Raw genomic sequence first — 17,753 nt, forward strand, 5'->3', positions numbered from 1 at the left:
TATCGGACGATACCGCTAAGTATCATGCGATACTCCATGGTATCGCTGTCAAGTGGAGAATGTGCATGCGTGCGCAACGGACACCTCAACTGCCGCCGCGCGAGCGGATCGTCGATGCGGCGCAAACGCTGTTTGTCGAACAGGGCATCACCCGTGTCAGCGTGGATGCCATTGCGGCACTGGCCGCCTCGACCAAGATGACCGTGTACCGGCATTTCGAGAATAAGGATGCGCTGGTGCTGGAGTGGCTGGAGCGCCTGACGGAAAGCTACAGCGATGTGCTGGATGGCCTGGCGCAGCAACACCCCGACTCCCCCAGGGAACAGCTGCTGGGCTTGGCGGGTTTTATCGTCGACGACCTGGAACGGGCGGGCTATCGCGGTTGCCCGTTTACCAACACCCTCGCGGAAATTCCGGAGGCCGATCACCCTGCGCGAGCGCTGATCCAGGCGCATAAAAAACGCCAGTTTGAGCGGGTGAAGCTGCTGTGCACGCAGCTCAAGGCGAGCAAGCCCGGGGAGCTGGCTGAAGAGCTGACGTTGTTGATGGAAGGTGCCCAGGTGGTTGCGCAAAACAAAGGCGTGGATCAGGTGGGTGAACGGCTGATGCGGATGGTGCGGGAACGGCTTTGACAGGGAGCAGAACCTGATGAAACAGCATTTGATTGAGATAGGTGACCAACCAGACGCCGAAGCCGAGCAGCTTCTCGGCAAGGGACTCGCCGCCTTCAACGAACACATCACCGGCTCCAATGACCGACGTCCGTTGACGGTGCTGATCAAGGATCCCGACACCGGTGAAACCCTCGGCGGCATCACCGGCAAAACCAGCCTCGGGATGGCGTTCCTCGACCTGTTCCATTTGCCCGATGCGCTGCGTGGTTCAGGCCTGGGTACATCGCTGCTGAAGGCGTTCGAAGACGAAGCCCGTCACCGAGGGTGCCGCTCGGCGGTGCTGTACACCATCAGTTTCCAGGCCCCGGAATTTTACGAGAAGAATGGCTGGGTACGTTTTGGTGAAATACCATGCGACCCGCAAGGCAGCAGCCGGGTTTTCCTCAGCAAAACGCTCTGACGGCTAGACGCCAAGCCTTTTGCCAAACAACCGATTTTCATGGGTTTCATTCTGGAACGTATACGTAGGCGCCCCCAATAGCTCATAACCACGACGCGGATAAAAACCCAGCGCCCGCTCGTTGCCGACCCACACCGTCGCCCACAACAAAGAAGCGCCACCCTGCCCTGCGCGCTGTTCAGCCGCTTGCAGCAAACGGTAGCCGAGTCCGAGCCCGGTAAACCGTTCCTGGATGTAGAGCCGCTGCAACTCCGCCGCCTTCGGGGTTGAGATCAGCGCATGGCCGGTGTCCATCGCCACTTGGGCAAACCCCACCAGATGCCCATTGGCTTCAGCGACGATGATGGCCGTGCCCGGCTGGGCGATCAGCGCGGAAATCGTCTGGGGCGAAAACGCTTGCAGCGCCTCGGCGGCGATTGAGTCGCGAATGCCTTCGGTGGCGTAAGTATCGAGAAAAACCTGCATGCCCAGCACGCCAACGCATAACGCGTCTTCAGGTCGTGCATCGCGGATAAGCATGTCGGGGAGCATTCGAGGGGTACTCTCAAAATCAGCAAAGGCAACGTTTTAACACAACTGCACATCTCTGCAATTGCCAGCCTGAATTCGCCCCAGTAGGGTTATCGCTTCCCCCGCCAACAGGAGCCAGCAATGACCTGGTTTTCAGACCCCGACGCTGTTGCCCGCTACGCCGAAGGCCCGGTGAGGCTGGTACCGGGTTTCGAGTCCCTGCAGCGCATGACCACCCTGTTGCTGCGCGAAAGCGTCCCAGCCACCGGCAAGGTATTGGTACTCGGTGCAGGCGGCGGCCTGGAGTTGAAGAAGTTTGCCGACAGCCAGCCCGAGTGGCAGTTTGTGGGGGTGGACCCGTCTGCCGAGATGCTGAAGCTGGCCGAGGCCACCTTGGGTCCGCTGATGGCCCGGGTGCAGTTACATGAAGGCTATATCGATACCGCGCCCGAGGGGCCGTTCGATGCCGCCACGTCCTTGCTGACCTTGCACTTCATCCCGGCCGAAGAGCGTCTGCAAACCTTGAAAGAACTATGGCGGCGCTTGTCGCCGGGCGCGCCTTTGATTGCGGCGCATCACAGCTTCCCCCAATCCTCGCCAGAGGAAAAAGCGCGCTGGCTGAAGCGTTATGCAGCCTATGCCGTGGATTCCGGCGTACCGGCTGAAGATGCCCAGCGGGCGATTGCCGCCATCAGCAGCCACTTGCCGGTGTTGTCACCCAACGACGATGAAGCGCTGCTACGGGAGGCAGGCTTCGAAGGTGTGGAACTGTTCTACGCGGGCTTCAGCTTCAAGGGCTGGATTGCCTACAAGCCCGCCTAGCTTCCGGGGGAGGCTTACCAACTCCCCGACGCCCCACCCCCACCACTGGAACCACCACCACCCGATGAGCTGCTGCTGGAACTGGAACTCGAACCGGAGGAGCTGGAGCCCCCACCCGACCCCGACCCCGACCCGCCGCTGATACCGTGGGCAAAGATGAACAGCGCCGCGAACGAAGCGAAGGGAAACGCCAGCAGCCATCCCGTGGCGCCCTTGTCAATCAATGCCCCGACGATCCCGTACACCGCCAGCACCACCACCAGCCGCACGATAAAGCCCACCTGGCTCTCTTGCCACATGCTCTTCATCACCAGGAACAGGCCGAGATACAGGCCCAGGACCAGCAACCCTGCGAATGGATAAGCCAGCCAGTGAATAAGGGATATCTCGCGCACGAAGTTATCGGTCAGCAGCACGCCGGCGATGTAGCCCAACAGCACCAGCACGGTGTAAAACGCCGCCCTCGCCTGCCACAACGCGCCGAAAGTAGCGCCACCGATCAGCATGCACAGGGGCAGCAACAGCAAATAGACCGGCCAGTCCTTGCCGCCCGCCACCGCGACCAGCACCACGGTGACACCGACCACCGCCATCAGGGCCCGGCGCCAAGGGAGTTTTTCGGCGCCCATCAATACCCCGACCACCCCGCCAAACATGAACGCCAGGAGTACCGCATACGCTTCAGGCGCAACCCCGGCCTTGGCCACCTCGGGCAAGTTGCCGCCGTCCACCAATAGCGTCAGGTCGTCCACCGCCTGCTGCACGCCGCCGGCGTAATCGCCCTGGCGAAAGGCCGGGGTGATGTGTTCTTCGATGATGCGGTGGGCCAGCAGGTCGGTGACCACGCCCTCCAGGCCGTAACCGACTTCGATCCTAACCTTGCGATCGTCCTTCGCCACCAGCAGCAGGATGCCGTCGTTGACGTCCTTGCGCCCCAGTTTCCAGGCACGGAACAGTTGGTTGGCGAAGTCCTCGATGCCAACGCCCTGGGTGCTCGGCAGCAGCATCACCGCCACCTGTGCGCCCTTGCGTTGTTCCAGACCGGCGAGTTGCGTGGTCATACGCGATTGAGTGGCAGCGTCGAGGGTTTGGGTCAGGTCGATCACGCGCTGGTCCAGCGCAACCGTGACCGGCGCCGGGGGAACGGTATCGGCCCACACCTTCGAGCCGGAAACGATCAGTAGCAAGCCCAAGACACATTGCCGTAGGAACACCATCATGTTTTGTTACCTGAAGTTTCATCCTGAATCGGCCGACTTTACCCTATCGACGCTATAAACAGGTGACCCGACGCCACCGACTATCTAGACTTACGCCACCCCCACACACGCCCTACACGAGAACGCCATGGACCTTCAGCAGCGCAACAACGTCAGGGTGTATGGCAGCGGTCCCACGACCCTGGTTTTCTCCCATGGCTTCGGGTGTGATCAGACCATGTGGAATTATCTGTTTCCTCACTTCACCGGGCGTTTCCGTGTGGTGCTGTATGACCTGGTGGGGGCTGGCCAGTCCGACCTAGGCGCGTACGACAGCGAAAAATACAGCTCACTCGCCGGCTACGCCCATGACTTGGGCGAGATTGTTGATGAATACGCCGTGGGCCCGGTGGTGCTGGTGGGGCACTCCGTCAGCGCGATGATCGGCGCCCTGGCCGATCGCCAGGCGCCCGGAACAATCGCCGCCCATGTGATGATCGGTCCTTCGCCGTGCTATATCGATTCCGGTGACTACACGGGCGGGTTCACCCTCGACGATATCCATTCGTTGCTCGATACCCTCGACAGCAATTACCTCGGCTGGTCCAGCACCATGGCCCCGGTGATCATGGGCGCGCCTGGGCAACCGGCCCTCGGCGAAGAACTGACCAACAGTTTCTGCCGCACCGAGCCGGACATCGCCAAGCGCTTCGCACGGGTGACGTTCCTGTCGGACAACCGCCAGGACATCGCCGGCCTGATGACCCCCACCCTGATTCTGCAATCCACCGACGACTTGATCGCACCGGTGTGCGTCGGTGAGTACCTGCATGCCGCGTTGCCCGCCAGCACGTACTGCCTGGTCGATAACGTGGGGCATTGCCCGCACATGAGCGCACCCGGCGCCTGTTCAGCGGCCATGGACAGTTTCCTGTTGCCATGGGTGGGTGCCGATGCCAGCCGATAACCTGTCGTTGCCGGACTCTCAACGTTTGTTCGACGGCGCGCCCTGCGCCTTGGTAGTCACCCGGGAAGACGGCACCATCGTGGAGGCCAACCAGTGCTTCAGCGACTGGACCGGCTTCAGCGTCGAGGAGTTGAAGGAACGACGGTTCCAGGACCTGCTGACGATGGGCGGGCGGATCTTCCATCAGACGCACCTGGGGCCCCTGATGAAAATGCAGGGCTCCATCGCTGAAGTAAAACTCGACCTGCTGCACCGTGACCGGCGCACCGTCACGGTATTGCTCAACGGCGTCAGGTACGAACATGCCGGCATTGCCTATAACGAACTGGCCCTCTTCGGCACCACCGACCGCGACAAGTACGAGCGTGAACTGCTCAATGCCCGCAAACTGGCTGAAGCCTTGTTGCAGGAAAAGACCGCCACTGAAGTCGCGCTGCAGCAGGCCCAGGCCGAACTGAGCAGCGCCTATGAAATCGCCCAGCGCCGGGCGCTGTTTGCCGAGCAGATGGTCGCGATTGTCAGCCATGACCTGAAGAATCCCCTTACCGCGATCAAGATGGCCTCGGAGTTCCTCGCCCGTGGCGAGCGCAGCCCCAAGGAGCGCCAACTCCTGGGGCATATCGGCCTGTCCACCGAACGGGCGCAGCGGATGATCGCCGACTTGCTGGACTTCACCCAGGCCAGAGTCGGCCAGGGCATCAGCATCAATCCCGTAGCACTCGACCTGCACGCCGTCACCCGTGACAGTCTCGACGAGTTGCAAGTGGCGTTCCCCACGGCGACCCTCGAACATCACGCCACGGGCAGCGCCCGCACGTTCCTGGATGCCGACCGCATACAACAAATCATCGGCAACCTGGTGGCCAACAGCGTGGCGTACGGCGACCTGCAACAGCCGATTACCGTCACCTCGCACCAGGACGCACAAGAGAGCCGGCTCTCGGTGCACAACCACGGCCCGGCGATTCCCGAAGCGTTGATGGCCGGCTTGTTTGAGCCCATGACCCGAGGCACGGAGCAGGACAGTGAGGTGCGTAGCGTTGGCCTGGGGCTGTTTATCGTGCGGGAAATTGCCAAGGCCCATGATGGAGGCGTTTCGGTGAACTCAAGCCCGGACCGGGGCACTACCTTCAGTGTGCACTTTCCATTGCGCCACCCATGAGCGCGGCCGCCACAGTGCCGTGAACAACGGTTTGGACTGACCCCGTCAACACCACGCCGCCACGCCCATCCCAATGCACCGTCACGGTACCGCCATCGCATTGCACGTCGACGGTGTCATCCAGCAGCCCACGACGAATCCCGTTGACCACCGCGCCACAACAGCACGAACCCGAGCCCTGCGGGATACCGCCGCCCCGTTCCCAGATGCGCAGGCGGATATGACCCCGGTCGAGTACCTGCACGAAATGCACATTGGTCTTGTTGGGGAACAACGGGTGGGTTTCCAGCGACGGGCCAACCGTCGCAATATCGACCGTCGCCAGGTCATCGACAAAGAAGGTGCAGTGCGGGTTGCCCATGCTGCACGCCACCGGGTCACCCTCCAGCGGCAAGCGTTCGGTGTCCATCGCTTGCGCCAGCGGAATAGCTTCCCAGCCCACTGACGGCCGCCCCATGTCCACCGACACCCGCTGCGCCGATTCGCGCACGCAGGTCAGCAGCCCCCGGTTGGTTCGCAGCACGAGGGTGGCAGTGCCGGCTTCGCGCATCAGCATGTCCGCAACCCCGCGGGTGGCGCTGCCGCAGGTGTCGAGCGGGGTGCCGTTGGGGTTCCAGAATTTGATACGGGCGGCCGCGTCAGTGCAGTCGAGCACCACGGCCAATTGATTGAAGCCGATGCCGCGATGACGGTCGCCCAGGCGGCGGGCGATTTCAGCGGTGATCGGGTCATCCTGGCCGCGCCGGTCGATCACGATGAAATCATCACCGTGGGCGTGCATCTTCACGAACTGCAAAGTCATGGTGCGTCCTGTTCTCGACCGGGCAAGGCCTGCAAGGATAGAGGGCTGGCGGGTATTTCATCAAATTCCCATCACGGGCATGGTAGCGTGGCTGCGCCCCGATCGGGTCAATCCATCCCTGAGGAACAGCATGCTCCAACGCCCTCTGCACACCGTGGCCCTCGCCGCGCTGCTCGCCGCGTTCGCCAACGCCGCCTTTGCCGCGCCCCAGGTCCTGAGTGCCTGCCAGCCCGCCACTTCGAATCCGACCTCCAAATCACTGCTGGCTGCCGCCCAGCGCCACCTCGGCGACCAGCCCGACGCCCTGCCCCATCTGCACACCGAAGGTACCCTGCCGAACCACGGCATCCGCGAGCAAAGCATCGCCGCCGAGAAGGATTGGCCAGTCATGCGCCAGGCGGCCCTGGCCTGGCGCCTGAGCCGTGACACGCGCTACCTCAAGCAAGTGGATGACTACCTGAGCGCGTGGGCCAGCACCTACCAGCCGGACTTCAACCCGATCGACGAAACCAACCTCGACATGCTGATCAGCGCCTACGCCCTCACCGCCAGCGACCTTCGCCCCCAGACCCGCGACGCCACCCGCGCGCTGCTGACCAACCTGGGCAATGGCTATATCGAGCGCATCAAGCAGTTCCACGGCGAAAAGAAAGCCACCAACACCAATAACTGGCAGAGCCACCGCGTAAAACTGGTCACGGTGGCCGCCGCCGCACTGGGCGACCGCGAGATGCTCGAACAGGCCTTCCAGCTGTTCCGGCAACAGATCAACGACAACGTACTGCCCGACGGCTCGGTGAGCGACTTCCAGGACCGTGACGCCCTGCACTATGTGGTCTACGACCTGGAGCCGCTGGTGCAGGCCGCGCTGGCGGCCAAGCCCTACGGCATTGGCGGCAACTGGCTGGACGTCACCGCGCCCCACGGTGGCTCGCTGAGCGAAGCACTGGACTGGCTGGCGCCGTATGCCAAAGGCCAGCGCAGCCACGAAGAGTTCGTGCATACCCACGTGCAGTTCGACCGGGACCGGGCGCGCGTAGGTGAGCCTGGCTACAGCGGCGAATGGAACCCGAAAAGCAGCAACACGCTGTACTGGCTGGCGGCGCAGTTGGACGCCCGGTATCTGCCAGTGGCCGAACAACTCGCGCCCAAGCCTTCGGACTGGATCAGCGCCTGTTATTTGAAGTGAGTCGCCCGGTAGACTGAGCCGACTCACCCCTTCGAAGGATCGACCATGCTTATTGTGTTCAGCGGCCTGCCCGGCACCGGGAAGACCACGATTGCCAAGGCCCTTGCTGCCCAGACCGGTGCCGTTTACCTGCGCATCGATACCATCGAGCAGGCCATCCGGGATGCCGGGGTACTGGAGCAAGGCGTGGGCAGCAGCGGCTATCAGGTGGCCAATGCGCTGGCGTTGAGCAACCTTCTGCTGGGCCACACGGTTGTCGCTGACTGCGTGAACCCGGTGACTGAAAGTCGTCAGGCGTGGCGCGACACCGCTCTACGCACCGGTAAGCCGCTGGTGAATATCCAGGTGATTTGCTCCGACTCGCAGGAACACCAACGCCGGGTGGAATCACGCACCAGCGACATTCCGGGGCTCACACCGCCCACCTGGCAGTCCGTCCTGGCCCATGAATATGAGCCATGGGCCGAGTCGCCATTGACCGTCGATACGGCGCGCTTGCCTCCCCATGAGGCGCTGACGATGATCAACGCTCAGCTAAGCGCCTAGAGCGCACTCTCCATCGCTTTCATCAACACCGGGTCGCGCCCGTAAATGTCCGGCGCGTAGAGCAACGCGCCCTTGCCATCGACCTGCACCGTCCAATACCCCAGCAGCACCGGTACCGGCGTCGCGAGCCGGAACTCGTGGGTGGTTTCCGTCGCCAGCAGTTCTTCGGTGCGGATCTTCTCCGACGGGCTCACCAGGAAGTCGCGCAGCAGCAGTGGCTGCTCAACCCTCACACACCCCGAACTGAAAGCCCGCGGGCCCTTGGAGAACAGCGGCTGGCTCGGCGTGTCGTGCAAGTACACCGAATACGGGTTGGGAAAGCGCAGCACGATCCGGCCCAGCGGGTTGCGCGGGCCGGCGCCCTGGCGCAGCAGGATGTTGCCGGGGTGCGACCAGTCGACCTGTTCCGGTGCCAGCGGGTTGCCCTGGCTGTCGAGCACTTGCAGGTTCTGCTGGCGCAGGTATTCGGGGTTCAGGCGGATCGCCGGCAGCTTGTCCTCGCGCATGATGGTGGGCGGGATGGTCCAGGTGGGGTTCAGGGTCAGCCGGGTGATGCGCGACTTCAGAAGCGGCGTCTGGCGGTCGGCGCGGCCGACTTGCAGGCGGGTTTGCCACACGGGCACGCCGCCCTGGTAGAAGCTCAGTTGCGCCGCTGCCACGTTCACCAGCACGCCCTCGGGTTCCAGGTCCCGGGACAGCCAGCGAAACCGTTCAAGGTTGATGCGCAATTGTTCGCGGCGAATCGCCGGGCTGATGTTCAGCTCGGTGACCGTGCCGGGGCCGATCACGCCGTCGGCTTGCAGGGAATGACTTTGCTGGAAGGTCTTGACCGCGTTGACCAACTCGCCACGGTATTGCGTCCCCGCGGAGGTGGCGCTCAGGTAGCCGCCATTGACCATTCGCCGCGCCAGTTGCGGCACCCGCGAATCGTCCATGCCCGGGCGCAACAACGGGCCGCTGGCCACGGCTTCCCAATGCTGCAACGGTTGCTGGCGCAAGGCGGCGTAGGCACTGCGCAGGCCAAGGTATAGCGGCGCGCTCGGGCGGGCCTGGTCGAAGGCTTGGGCGACGTTCTGCATGCCGGCCTCGGCCATGGCCAGCAATTGGGTGTCGGGGTCCGGGGCCGGTTGCGAATGCCAGACGGGCTCGAAGCGCGACTGCTGCAAGCGGCCGAAATGCAGGTCCTGCAGGGCTTGCAGGTACTGCTGGCTGGTACCGATATCGATGCACAGCACGTTCCCGGTGGCATCCGACGGGGGCAGTCTATAGTGAGTCGGGTCCAGGCCATCGTCGGCCAGCAACTGCAGCTGGGCTTGCAATGCGGCGCGGCGATCCCCCTCGGACCACAGCACCACGTCGCCCTGCTGCTGATAAAACGCCTGCAAACGCGCCAGGGAAGGCGCATCGACCTGCCCGGCCGGGCCTGGGCAAACGGTCGACAATTGCGAGAGCGCCAATTGCACCGGGGCCGGCGACACCACCAACAGGTCTTCGGCTGTCGCGACCAGCGGTGCAACGAGCAGGCAAATGCTCAAGTAACATGCGTGTTTTTTGAACAATCGCTTAGCTCCCATCCACGGCGGAGATGCTTTATACATGCTGACCTTTTGCTGCCGACTCGGCCTGATCATCTCGACCTTTGCCTCGCTGAGCACCGTTGCGCTCGCAGACACGGGTAAACCTCTTACTCTGTATAGCAGCCTCGCCCACGCCGCTCCAGAACTCAACCCCGATGTACTGAAAAGAGCCTTGAGCGCCATGCAATGCGCGGTGGGCAATGGCATCGAACAGTCCGACCGGCTGGCGGTGATCGACTATTCCCAACCTTCGACCGCTCGTCGCCTATGGATCTTCGACCTGCGCAAGAAGACATTAGTGCTGCGGGATTTGGTGGCCCACGGACAAAAATCCGGGGAAAACTTCGCCACCCAGTTCTCCAACCGTGAAGGCAGTTACCAGTCCAGCATTGGCTTGTTCCGCACCCAGGAGAGCTACGAAGGCGCCCACGGCTACTCGCTACGCATGGACGGCCTGGAGCCGGGTTTCAATGACCGTGCACGGGACCGCGCCATCGTGATCCATGCCGCCGACTATGTAAGCCCGTTATGGAGCAAGCGCGAAGGCCGTATCGGCCGCAGCCAGGGTTGCCCCGCCGTACGCCCGCAGGTAGCGCGCCAGGTGGTGGACAAACTCAAGGACGGCCAGTTCATGTTTTCCTGGTACCCCGACCAGCGCTGGCTGAAGTCCTCGGCTTACCTCAACTGCAAGCCGCGCCAGATGGCGAGTGCCGGTACTGTCAAAGGCGGTTGATGCTCTCGCTGTTGCCGTGCACCATGCGGCTCACGCCACCAGGAACTCCACCGTGTTCCTGGGCTTGATGAGAGAGAGAACCTGAGATGCTTTTACATCAATCCACCTGGATCGAGATTGGCCAGTTTCTGGAACGCAGCCGCAGCATCGTGATTCCCATCGGCTCCAACGAACAACACGGCCCCACCGGCCTGTTGGGCACCGACTGGATGTGCCCGGAAATCATTGCCCATGAAGCGCAGAAGAACGCCGACATCCTGATCGGCCCGACCTTCAACATCGGCATGGCCCAGCACCACCTGGGCTTCCCGGGCACCATTTCCCTGCGCCCTTCGACCTTTATCGCGGCGATTGGCGATTGGGTACGCTCGTTGGCAGGCCATGGTTTCGAGAAGATCCTGTTTCTCAATGGCCACGGCGGCAATATTGCCTCGATCGAAGCGGCGTTCTCCGAGCTGTATGCCGAAGCCAGCTTCAGCGGGCGCCCGTCGGGTTATGCGCTGAAACTGTGCAACTGGTGGGACCTGGAAGGCGTGAACGAACTGGCGCACCAACAGTTCCCGGTGGGCCACGGCAGCCATGCCACGCCGTCGGAGATCGCCGTGACCCAATGGGCCTACCCGGACGCGATCAAGTCGGCTGACTACTCGCCGCAAATCGCCAACACCGGGCCGATTCGCGAAGCCCGCGACTTCCGCGCGCGTTTCCCGGATGGGCGCATGGGTTCAGACCCGGCGCTGGCCACCCCGCAAAAAGGCGGTGAGTTGGTGGCGTTGGCGGCCATGGGGTTGGTGAAAGCGGTCGAGACGTTCAGCAGCGAGCCAAAGCCGAGCTGAATCATTCGCTCAAGACAATGAAGATCAACTGTGGGAGCTGTCGAGCTTTAGCGAGGCTGCGATGGGGTCACCTCGGTGTCACTGTCAGACCGCAGTGATGCTATCGCAGCCTCGCCGGGGCTCGACAGCTCCCACAGACTGGCCCCAGTCGATTACAGGCAATCCTGCGCCGCATGCTCGAACCGCGACGGCTTGAACGTCGATGCCAACGGCTTGCGCTCGTACAGGAACACCTTGCCGCCGTCCTGGGACTTGTAGACTTCGAGGATGTTGTCCGCGGCGATCTTGCTGCTCACCACGATCCGGGCATGCCGCGAATTCTGCGTGACCGTGGAGGTCATGCCGTTTTTCTCGAACTTGGGCACCACGCACTGCACGTAGGCTTCAGGGTCCTTGGCGGTTTGCAGGGTAAGGGTTGGGGCATTGGGGGCGGATGCACAGCCCGTCATCAATAAAGAAGCAGAAGCCATCGCTGGCACTAACAACACGCGCATAAAAATTCCTGAAAAATAAACGAAGTGGGCTAACCGGCAGCGAGCAACGCCTTGAGCGAGGCATCGAACTGCTTTAACGCGTTCAACTGAACGTCGCGCTGCTGCCCAATCTGTGCAGCGATCTGGGGCGCCGTTTTGTCATGTACCCACACATTAGGCAAGTGCATTTGCATCGAACCCTCGGCTTTGGCGATGTATTGCAGGTCAAGGTCATAGAACTTGGCAACAAACCGCGCTTCCACCCGATCATTACGCTGGGTCAGCAATTGGTTGTAGGTATCGAGCATCACCACCACATCCGGGTGCGCCTGCAACAGCGCATCAAGGTTGTCGTAACGGGTGACCGAGGCAAAGGTGTGCCGCAACGAAGCCATCAGCCAGTCAATCGCCAGGTCCGGGTCGGAACTGTCGACGAAGGCCTGGCGAATCTGCTCGTCCAGCTGGCCCTTGGCACCATTGACCGCCATGGCGTGGTAGCGCGCCAGGTACTCAAGGTTGTCGAGGGTGTTGTCGCTGTAGAGCACGCCGACCGATTGCGAATGCTGCAACCCGACCGGGCTGGCGACGATTGGCGCCAGGTGGCTGGCTTGAAGCCCCCCGGCCGACGCAGAGCCAACCATTGTGCTCATCAGCAGCGCCACCAGGGCCAAACCGGTAAAAGTCCTCATCGCAGGGTCCTTGCACATCATGTTCAATGATGGCAATTGTCCTCCTTTTTCAGAAAAACAGAACTCGCAATACTTGATGGTGACTATTATCTAGAGCAATAGTGTCGTGCAGGCCGCCTCACACAAAATGATAAGGAACGCCTATGAAGCCCCACCAGAAAACCTTCGATCGCATCCGTGAAGCTGTGCTTCCGGAGTTTCGCGAGCGGGTTGCCGATTACCTGGTCGACTATGAGGAAGTGCTGCTGGACAACGCCGCCGAACCGGAAGTGGTCTACGCGATTGCCCAGCAATTGCGTGGCTACTTGCGCGGCTTGAACACCACCCGGGTGCTGGGCATGGCCGACTGGGAAGACCTTGACCGCCGGGTGGTGCAAAGCTGGCTGGTGCTGCTCAAAGCCGAATAGCACCGCGCCTAAAGCTCAGCGTATATCCACGCGATAACGGAAATGTTCGGCGTGGCCACGACCGCGTCGCAACTCCAGGGGCTGGCCGGCGTAATCCCGGGCCAGCCGCTCGATCACCATCACCGGGCTGCCCACCGGCACCTGCAACCAGCGGGCCCACACGTCATCGATGGACTCGGCGGTGAGGGCTTCCTCGGCAGAAGCGACTACTTGCCCGCAGACTTCTTCGTAAGTGGGGTACAACAGCAATCCCTGCCGGGTCAGATCCACGTCCAGCAGCGCCTGGAACCGCTCGCGCGGCAGCCAGATTTCCTCGGCCAGCACTGGCCCGGTGTCCAGCACGTGTACCCGCACGATGCAGATTACCGGCGCATCCGCTGCCAGCCCCAGCACCTCGCTCACCGACAACGGCGCCTTCACCGGCTTGACCGACAGGATCCGGCTCTGCGGCAGCTGGCATTCACCGCCCGGGCCCTGGAAGCGGAAACACCGGAACAACGACGACTGAAACTTCGGGCGGCGCACAAACGTACCACGGCCCTGCTGGCGCTCCAGAATGCCCTCGCCCACCAACGCCTCGATCGCTTTACGCACGGTGCCGGTAGACAGCTGGTACTGGGTGGACAACACCGCTTCAGGGGGAATAGCCGCACCGGCACGCCAGTGATTATTGGCAATCTGCTCAATCAGATGATCCCGAAAACGCTGGTACAGCGGCAGGCGGGAGTCACTCGACAGTATATTCATGGACCAGGATTCACTTTGTAATTGAGGAGTGTGACTACAGCGACGGTCGTGCCTGCTTGACCCATTCCTGGACCGAAGGCCGTTGCCATTGGCGCTGGGCGTACGTCACCAGGTTGGCGGGTACGGTGTCACCGTTGAGGATCAGCCGATTGAGCATCACGGCCAGGTCCACGTCGGCAATCGACCACGCGCCGAACAGGTAGTCGCGACCGTCGGCCAACAGCGCCTGCGCCGCGTTGATCAGCGTGTGGGCCGCTGCTTCAGCAACCGGCGACAGCGGTTCGCCCTTGAGCCCGTAAAACACCACCAGGGTCGAGCGTTCCTGCCGAATCGGCATCAAGTCACTGCGCAACCACGCCTGCACCTGCCGCGCCCTCGCCCGCTGGCGGGGTTCGGCCGGGTACACCGGCACCTGCGGGAACACATCCTCCAGGTACTCGGTTATCGCCGACGACTCGGACAGCGCAAACTCTTCCTGCACCAGGGTCGGTACGCGCCCCGTCAGCGACAAGTGCGTGTACGCGTCAGTCTGGTTCTCGGCCGTGTCGAGGTTCAAGGTGAGCAGTTCAAATTCAAGGCCCTTTTCCCGCAGGGTCACAAACACCGACATCGCGTAGGGACTGGTGAAATGGGCGTCAACGTACAGGCTCAGCGGGCGATGGTTCACGGCGACATCTCCTTGGTGGGAGCACCACACTACGAGATCGCGTCGCGCAAATGAAATGCGCGGTTTTTATGGGGGCATTCCTGGCTGGAATACCATCGATAATGGCAATACTATGGCCCCTTCAACCCCACCCGTAACGCCCCGAAAAGCGGATCAAGGAACGATCACTAGATGAAACAAGCGGTTATCGTCATCCACGGAATCGGCGAGCAGCGCCCGATGGATACCCTGCGTGGCTTCGTCGAAGCGGCGATCCCGGCGGACACCCCCGAGGCGACGCCTTTCTACTGGAGCAAACCCGACCGGTTTTCGCGCAACTTCGATTTGCGCGTGTTGAAGTCGGCGGGTCGCAACACCACCGATTTCTACGAGTACTACTGGGCCCACAAGATGCAGGGCACCAAGGTCGGGCACCTGCTCAGTTGGCTATGGGACATTTTCAAGCGTCCGCGCCGGGATATCCCGACGGCCATCGTGCCGATCTGGCGCGCTACGCGCTGGGCCTTGCTGGCCCTGCTCGTGCTGCTGGTCAGCGGAACCCTGGCGACGCTGTATGGCCGATTCCCCCACAGCGACAACCCCTTCGCCCTGATCCCGGTGCTGCTGGCGGTGATCGGCCTGGCCCTGAAGTACTCGGCACTGTCATACCTTGGCGATGCCGCCCGCTACCTGAGCCCCAACCCGCAGAACGTGGTGGTGCGCGAACAGATCCGCGCCGATGGCGTCGACCTGCTGCGCGCCCTGCATGACAAGGGTGATTACGACCGCATCATCGTCGTCGGCCACAGTTTGGGCAGCGTGATTGCCTACGACATCGTCGGCTACCTGTGGCACGAGCATCACGATCAGTTACGCCCCCGCGGCCCGGAACTCGCCGCCCGCTACGCCAACCACGAGCGACTGCAACCGGTGGTCCAGGACACGCTGCCAAAGGCTGGAAACGCCCTCGACGGCCGCCTGCAAAGCCTCCTCAGGTTCCGCGAACAGCAAGCCGAAGCCTTTATCGAACAACGCAACCTCGGCAACCCGTGGCGCATCACCGACCTCGTCACCCTCGGCAGCCCGATGGCCCACGCCAGCCTGTTGCTGGGCCGCAGCGTGAGCGACTTCCAGCGCCGCATCGAACGCCGCGAAGCCCCCGCCTGCCCGCCGACGCTCGACGATAAGGGCTACGGCTACAGCGGCCGGCTGCCCGTCACCGTCGGCGGTCGCCCATTTTCCCCCCTGTACTTGCACCACGCTGCGGCCTTCGCCGTGACCCGTTGGACCAACCTCTACTTCCCCGCGCCCCTGGGCCTGTTTGGCGACATCGTCGGCGGCCCGGTCAGCCCGGTGATGGGCCCCGGCGTACTGGACCTGCCGGTCAGCGTGGGCAAATGGAAAGGCTGGCTCGCCAGCTCCTGGCTCAGCCACACCCATTACTGGAGCGAACGCGGCGGCGCCAAGGGCTACCTGAATAAACTGACCACCGATGACGCGGCGATTACCCAAGGCGAACGTCCGTCGGCGACTGAAGCGTTGCGCTGGGCGATTGATCTCAAGGGGGTGCGGCGTTTTCGCCAGGCGGGCGTCAGAGACTTAGTGGCTGAACCCGAGGCCTAGCCCGAAAAGCCACCGTCCTCCAGGAACGCCCGCTCCTCCTCTGTCGTGACCCTGGCCAACACCTCATTACGATGAGGAAAGCGCCCGAACCGCTCGATGATGCGGGCGTGCTCCTTGGCCCAGCGGTAGGTATTGGCATCAAGGTCCTTGTTCAGGGCCACCGACAGCTGTTGATCCCCGGGATCTTCAGAATGCTCGAAGGGCAAATAACAAAACGCCCGCAACGGGGTTTCGATCGACTTGTCCATCCCCGCCTCGACCATCTGCCGCGCGTACAAACGCGCAAGCGGGTCGGTGGCGAACATATGCGCCGTGCCACGGAAGGTATTGCGCGGGAACTGGTCCAGCAGTAACAGCAACGCCAGCGCGCCTTCCGGCGTTTGCATCCAGCTCTCCAGTTCGCGCCGGGCCGCCTGCAAATGCGTGGTGTAGAAAGCCTCGCGAAAACGCCGGTCAAACCCTTCATCCTTGGCAAACCAGAGCTTGGGCCCCGCCTGTTTCCAGAACTCAATAACCGCCATTGCTGCATTTTCCATCGTCGTCACAATCCTCTCCTCACTCACTCCACAAATTTCATCATCACTCTAAACAAAATCTATAAAGTTTCGGAACGTGTCTGAATGTTTCCAACGCACACAGGTAGTGTTGATGATCCTACGCCTTGCCCAGATTTTCAGTGACTCCAGCACCCAGGTTCGCGCCAAGCTGTTTGGCATCTACGGGTTGTTGATCGGCATTAACGTGGTCGCCTGGATCTGGGCGCTGGTGGCGTTCCATGAGCACCCGGTGCTGCTCGGCACCGCGCTCCTGGCCTACGGTTTCGGGCTGCGACATGCGGTGGATGCCGACCATATCGCCGCCATCGACAACGTGACCCGCAAGCTGATGCAGGAAAAGAAACGTCCGGTGGCGGTGGGCTTCTTTTTCTCCCTGGGACATTCTTCGGTGGTGGTCCTGGCATCCATTGGCGTCGCGTTTGCGGCCTCGGTGATGCAGGCGCGGTTTGAAGGGTTCAAGGCCATCGGCGGGGTGATCGGCACGTCGGTTTCGGCCTCGTTCCTGTTGGTCATCGCCTTGATGAACCTGGTGATCCTGCACGCGATCTACAAGGCCTGGCGCCATGTGCGCCAGGGCGGTGCGTATGTGGAGGACGACTTCGACCTGCTGCTGGCGGACCGGGGTTTCATGGCGCGGATTTTCCGCCCGGTGTTTCGCCTGATCAGCCGCAGCTGGCATATGTACCCGTTGGGTTTCCTGTTCGGCCTGGGCTTTGATACGGCCACCGAGATTGGCCTGTTGGGGATTTCTGCGACCCAGGCGTCTCAAGGGCTGTCGCCGTGGGCGATCATGGTGTTCCCGCTGCTGTTCAGCGCCGGCATGTCCCTGGTGGACACGCTGGACGGCCACCTGATGCTGGGGGCATACGGCTGGGCGTACATGAAGCCGATCCGCAAGATCTACTACAACATGACCATCACCCTGGTATCGGTGGTGGTTGCGGTGGTGATCGGCAGTATCGAGGCGTTGGGGTTGATGGGTGACCAGTTGGACCTGAAGGGATCGTTCTGGAGCTTTATCGGCTCGCTGAACGACAGTTTCGGGATGCTGGGCTACATGATCATCGGGATCTTCGTGGCCAGTTGGGCGATCTCGGTGATGCTGTATCGCCTCAAGGGCTTTGACCGGATTGAAGTGAATGCGGGTTGACCGAGGGACATTCAGCCTTGTTGTGGCGAGGGAGCTTGCTCCCG

General features: G+C 62.2%; 21 protein-coding genes. 12 read left to right on the forward strand and 9 right to left on the reverse strand.

Features of this window, described 5'->3' with window-relative positions; genetic code table 11:
• The first annotated feature begins 65 nt into the window (after nucleotides 1-65).
• A complete protein-coding gene (locus tag HX801_RS10055) occupies nucleotides 66-632 on the forward strand; it encodes a TetR/AcrR family transcriptional regulator (protein ID WP_177008604.1) in 567 nt (188 codons plus the stop codon).
• Nucleotides 633-648: 16 nt separating this feature from the next.
• On the forward strand, nucleotides 649-1,074 hold the full coding sequence (locus tag HX801_RS10060) for an N-acetyltransferase (protein WP_008435362.1): 426 nt from the start codon (nucleotides 649-651) through the stop codon (nucleotides 1,072-1,074).
• A 3-nt stretch (nucleotides 1,075-1,077) separates the two neighbouring features.
• Here the strand turns inward: HX801_RS10060 and HX801_RS10065 are convergent, their stop codons facing one another.
• Entirely contained in the window at nucleotides 1,078-1,593 is a 516-nt protein-coding gene (locus HX801_RS10065; protein WP_256344240.1) for a GNAT family N-acetyltransferase, read from the reverse strand.
• Between the two features lie 132 nt (nucleotides 1,594-1,725).
• Between HX801_RS10065 and HX801_RS10070 the strand changes: the two genes are divergently transcribed.
• On the forward strand, nucleotides 1,726-2,406 hold the full coding sequence (locus tag HX801_RS10070) for a class I SAM-dependent methyltransferase (protein ID WP_177022000.1): 681 nt from the start codon (nucleotides 1,726-1,728) through the stop codon (nucleotides 2,404-2,406).
• A 14-nt stretch (nucleotides 2,407-2,420) separates the two neighbouring features.
• Here HX801_RS10070 and HX801_RS10075 read toward each other — a convergent pair whose 3' ends face one another.
• The gene (locus HX801_RS10075) at nucleotides 2,421-3,626 is read right to left on the reverse strand and encodes a YgcG family protein (RefSeq protein WP_177022001.1); all 1,206 of its coding nucleotides are present in this window, start codon (nucleotides 3,624-3,626) and stop codon (nucleotides 2,421-2,423) included.
• A 127-nt stretch (nucleotides 3,627-3,753) separates the two neighbouring features.
• Between HX801_RS10075 and HX801_RS10080 the strand changes: the two genes are divergently transcribed.
• On the forward strand, nucleotides 3,754-4,572 hold the full coding sequence (locus tag HX801_RS10080; RefSeq protein ID WP_134326375.1) for an alpha/beta fold hydrolase: 819 nt from the start codon (nucleotides 3,754-3,756) through the stop codon (nucleotides 4,570-4,572).
• The gene (locus HX801_RS10085; RefSeq protein WP_177022002.1) at nucleotides 4,559-5,734 is read left to right on the forward strand and encodes a PAS domain-containing sensor histidine kinase; all 1,176 of its coding nucleotides are present in this window, start codon (nucleotides 4,559-4,561) and stop codon (nucleotides 5,732-5,734) included. Before HX801_RS10080 ends, HX801_RS10085 begins: the two co-directional genes overlap by 14 nt.
• Here HX801_RS10085 and dapF read toward each other — a convergent pair.
• Nucleotides 5,703-6,536: a diaminopimelate epimerase gene (gene dapF / locus HX801_RS10090; RefSeq protein ID WP_177022003.1), complete on the reverse strand. Its 834-nt coding sequence runs from the start codon at nucleotides 6,534-6,536 to the stop codon at nucleotides 5,703-5,705. The genes HX801_RS10085 and dapF overlap by 32 nt on opposite strands.
• A gap of 130 nt (nucleotides 6,537-6,666) precedes the next feature.
• Here dapF and HX801_RS10095 point away from each other — a divergent pair, with 130 nt between their 5' ends.
• Entirely contained in the window at nucleotides 6,667-7,725 is a 1,059-nt protein-coding gene (locus HX801_RS10095) for an alginate lyase family protein (protein ID WP_008435376.1), read from the forward strand.
• A gap of 45 nt (nucleotides 7,726-7,770) precedes the next feature.
• Entirely contained in the window at nucleotides 7,771-8,271 is a 501-nt protein-coding gene (locus tag HX801_RS10100; RefSeq protein ID WP_177022004.1) for an AAA family ATPase, read from the forward strand.
• Here the strand turns inward: HX801_RS10100 and HX801_RS10105 are convergent.
• Nucleotides 8,268-9,830 (reverse strand): murein L,D-transpeptidase, encoded by a 1,563-nt coding sequence (locus tag HX801_RS10105; RefSeq protein ID WP_177022005.1) that lies wholly within the window; start codon nucleotides 9,828-9,830, stop codon nucleotides 8,268-8,270. The genes HX801_RS10100 and HX801_RS10105 overlap by 4 nt on opposite strands.
• Before the next feature lie 37 nt (nucleotides 9,831-9,867).
• Between HX801_RS10105 and HX801_RS10110 the strand changes: the two genes are divergently transcribed.
• Both HX801_RS10110 and HX801_RS10115 read left to right on the forward strand, forming a co-directional pair.
• The gene (locus HX801_RS10110) at nucleotides 9,868-10,581 is read left to right on the forward strand and encodes a murein L,D-transpeptidase catalytic domain family protein (RefSeq protein WP_023658766.1); all 714 of its coding nucleotides are present in this window, start codon (nucleotides 9,868-9,870) and stop codon (nucleotides 10,579-10,581) included.
• An 86-nt stretch (nucleotides 10,582-10,667) separates the two neighbouring features.
• Entirely contained in the window at nucleotides 10,668-11,417 is a 750-nt protein-coding gene (locus tag HX801_RS10115) for a creatininase family protein (RefSeq protein WP_177022006.1), read from the forward strand.
• A 152-nt stretch (nucleotides 11,418-11,569) separates the two neighbouring features.
• On the opposite strand, the gene HX801_RS10120 is transcribed toward HX801_RS10115, so the two are convergent.
• Complete coding sequence (locus tag HX801_RS10120) at nucleotides 11,570-11,911, reverse strand: hypothetical protein (RefSeq protein ID WP_003210199.1); 342 nt, start codon at nucleotides 11,909-11,911, stop codon at nucleotides 11,570-11,572.
• A 29-nt stretch (nucleotides 11,912-11,940) separates the two neighbouring features.
• Nucleotides 11,941-12,579, reverse strand: coding sequence for an ATPase (locus HX801_RS10125; RefSeq protein ID WP_177022007.1), 639 nt, complete (start codon nucleotides 12,577-12,579; stop codon nucleotides 11,941-11,943).
• Between the two features lie 143 nt (nucleotides 12,580-12,722).
• On the opposite strand from HX801_RS10125, the gene HX801_RS10130 reads away from it, so the two are divergent.
• A complete protein-coding gene (locus HX801_RS10130; protein WP_008435390.1) occupies nucleotides 12,723-12,986 on the forward strand; it encodes a hypothetical protein in 264 nt (87 codons plus the stop codon).
• A 15-nt stretch (nucleotides 12,987-13,001) separates the two neighbouring features.
• On the opposite strand, the gene HX801_RS10135 is transcribed toward HX801_RS10130, so the two are convergent.
• Both HX801_RS10135 and yfcF read right to left on the reverse strand, forming a co-directional pair.
• Nucleotides 13,002-13,733, reverse strand: coding sequence for a GntR family transcriptional regulator (locus HX801_RS10135; protein WP_003210205.1), 732 nt, complete (start codon nucleotides 13,731-13,733; stop codon nucleotides 13,002-13,004).
• Between the two features lie 34 nt (nucleotides 13,734-13,767).
• Nucleotides 13,768-14,400: a glutathione transferase gene (gene yfcF / locus HX801_RS10140; protein ID WP_177022008.1), complete on the reverse strand. Its 633-nt coding sequence runs from the start codon at nucleotides 14,398-14,400 to the stop codon at nucleotides 13,768-13,770.
• Nucleotides 14,401-14,571: 171 nt separating this feature from the next.
• On the opposite strand from yfcF, the gene HX801_RS10145 reads away from it, so the two are divergent.
• Nucleotides 14,572-16,002 (forward strand): hypothetical protein, encoded by a 1,431-nt coding sequence (locus tag HX801_RS10145; protein WP_087692444.1) that lies wholly within the window; start codon nucleotides 14,572-14,574, stop codon nucleotides 16,000-16,002.
• On the opposite strand, the gene HX801_RS10150 is transcribed toward HX801_RS10145, so the two are convergent.
• The gene (locus HX801_RS10150) at nucleotides 15,999-16,523 is read right to left on the reverse strand and encodes a DUF924 family protein (RefSeq protein WP_008435398.1); all 525 of its coding nucleotides are present in this window, start codon (nucleotides 16,521-16,523) and stop codon (nucleotides 15,999-16,001) included. The two genes, HX801_RS10145 and HX801_RS10150, sit on opposite strands and share 4 nt — an antisense overlap.
• Before the next feature lie 127 nt (nucleotides 16,524-16,650).
• Between HX801_RS10150 and HX801_RS10155 the strand changes: the two genes are divergently transcribed.
• On the forward strand, nucleotides 16,651-17,709 hold the full coding sequence (locus HX801_RS10155; protein ID WP_087692446.1) for a HoxN/HupN/NixA family nickel/cobalt transporter: 1,059 nt from the start codon (nucleotides 16,651-16,653) through the stop codon (nucleotides 17,707-17,709).
• Nucleotides 17,710-17,753 lie beyond the last annotated feature (44 nt).

This window comes from Pseudomonas sp. G1002 (assembly GCF_013385455.1).
Classification (GTDB): Bacteria; Pseudomonadota; Gammaproteobacteria; order Pseudomonadales; family Pseudomonadaceae; genus Aquipseudomonas.

Bases quoted from the DNA above. Each gene is read 5' to 3' on its own strand.
- HX801_RS10110 (WP_023658766.1), top strand. From the start codon at position 9,868: ATGCTGACCTTTTGCTGCCGACTCGGCCTGATCATCTCGACCTTTGCC.
- HX801_RS10075 (WP_177022001.1), bottom strand. From the start codon at position 3,626: ATGATGGTGTTCCTACGGCAATGTGTCTTGGGCTTGCTACTGATCGTT.
- HX801_RS10100 (WP_177022004.1), top strand. From the start codon at position 7,771: ATGCTTATTGTGTTCAGCGGCCTGCCCGGCACCGGGAAGACCACGATT.
- HX801_RS10055 (WP_177008604.1), top strand. From the start codon at position 66: ATGCGTGCGCAACGGACACCTCAACTGCCGCCGCGCGAGCGGATCGTC.
- HX801_RS10150 (WP_008435398.1), bottom strand. From the start codon at position 16,523: ATGGCGGTTATTGAGTTCTGGAAACAGGCGGGGCCCAAGCTCTGGTTT.
- HX801_RS10155 (WP_087692446.1), top strand. From the start codon at position 16,651: ATGATCCTACGCCTTGCCCAGATTTTCAGTGACTCCAGCACCCAGGTT.
- HX801_RS10070 (WP_177022000.1), top strand. From the start codon at position 1,726: ATGACCTGGTTTTCAGACCCCGACGCTGTTGCCCGCTACGCCGAAGGC.
- HX801_RS10065 (WP_256344240.1), bottom strand. From the start codon at position 1,593: ATGCTTATCCGCGATGCACGACCTGAAGACGCGTTATGCGTTGGCGTG.
- dapF (WP_177022003.1), bottom strand. From the start codon at position 6,536: ATGACTTTGCAGTTCGTGAAGATGCACGCCCACGGTGATGATTTCATC.
- HX801_RS10085 (WP_177022002.1), top strand. From the start codon at position 4,559: ATGCCAGCCGATAACCTGTCGTTGCCGGACTCTCAACGTTTGTTCGAC.
- HX801_RS10130 (WP_008435390.1), top strand. From the start codon at position 12,723: ATGAAGCCCCACCAGAAAACCTTCGATCGCATCCGTGAAGCTGTGCTT.
- HX801_RS10135 (WP_003210205.1), bottom strand. From the start codon at position 13,733: ATGAATATACTGTCGAGTGACTCCCGCCTGCCGCTGTACCAGCGTTTT.
- HX801_RS10095 (WP_008435376.1), top strand. From the start codon at position 6,667: ATGCTCCAACGCCCTCTGCACACCGTGGCCCTCGCCGCGCTGCTCGCC.
- HX801_RS10060 (WP_008435362.1), top strand. From the start codon at position 649: ATGAAACAGCATTTGATTGAGATAGGTGACCAACCAGACGCCGAAGCC.
- HX801_RS10145 (WP_087692444.1), top strand. From the start codon at position 14,572: ATGAAACAAGCGGTTATCGTCATCCACGGAATCGGCGAGCAGCGCCCG.
- HX801_RS10125 (WP_177022007.1), bottom strand. From the start codon at position 12,579: ATGAGGACTTTTACCGGTTTGGCCCTGGTGGCGCTGCTGATGAGCACA.
- HX801_RS10115 (WP_177022006.1), top strand. From the start codon at position 10,668: ATGCTTTTACATCAATCCACCTGGATCGAGATTGGCCAGTTTCTGGAA.
- HX801_RS10080 (WP_134326375.1), top strand. From the start codon at position 3,754: ATGGACCTTCAGCAGCGCAACAACGTCAGGGTGTATGGCAGCGGTCCC.
- HX801_RS10120 (WP_003210199.1), bottom strand. From the start codon at position 11,911: ATGCGCGTGTTGTTAGTGCCAGCGATGGCTTCTGCTTCTTTATTGATG.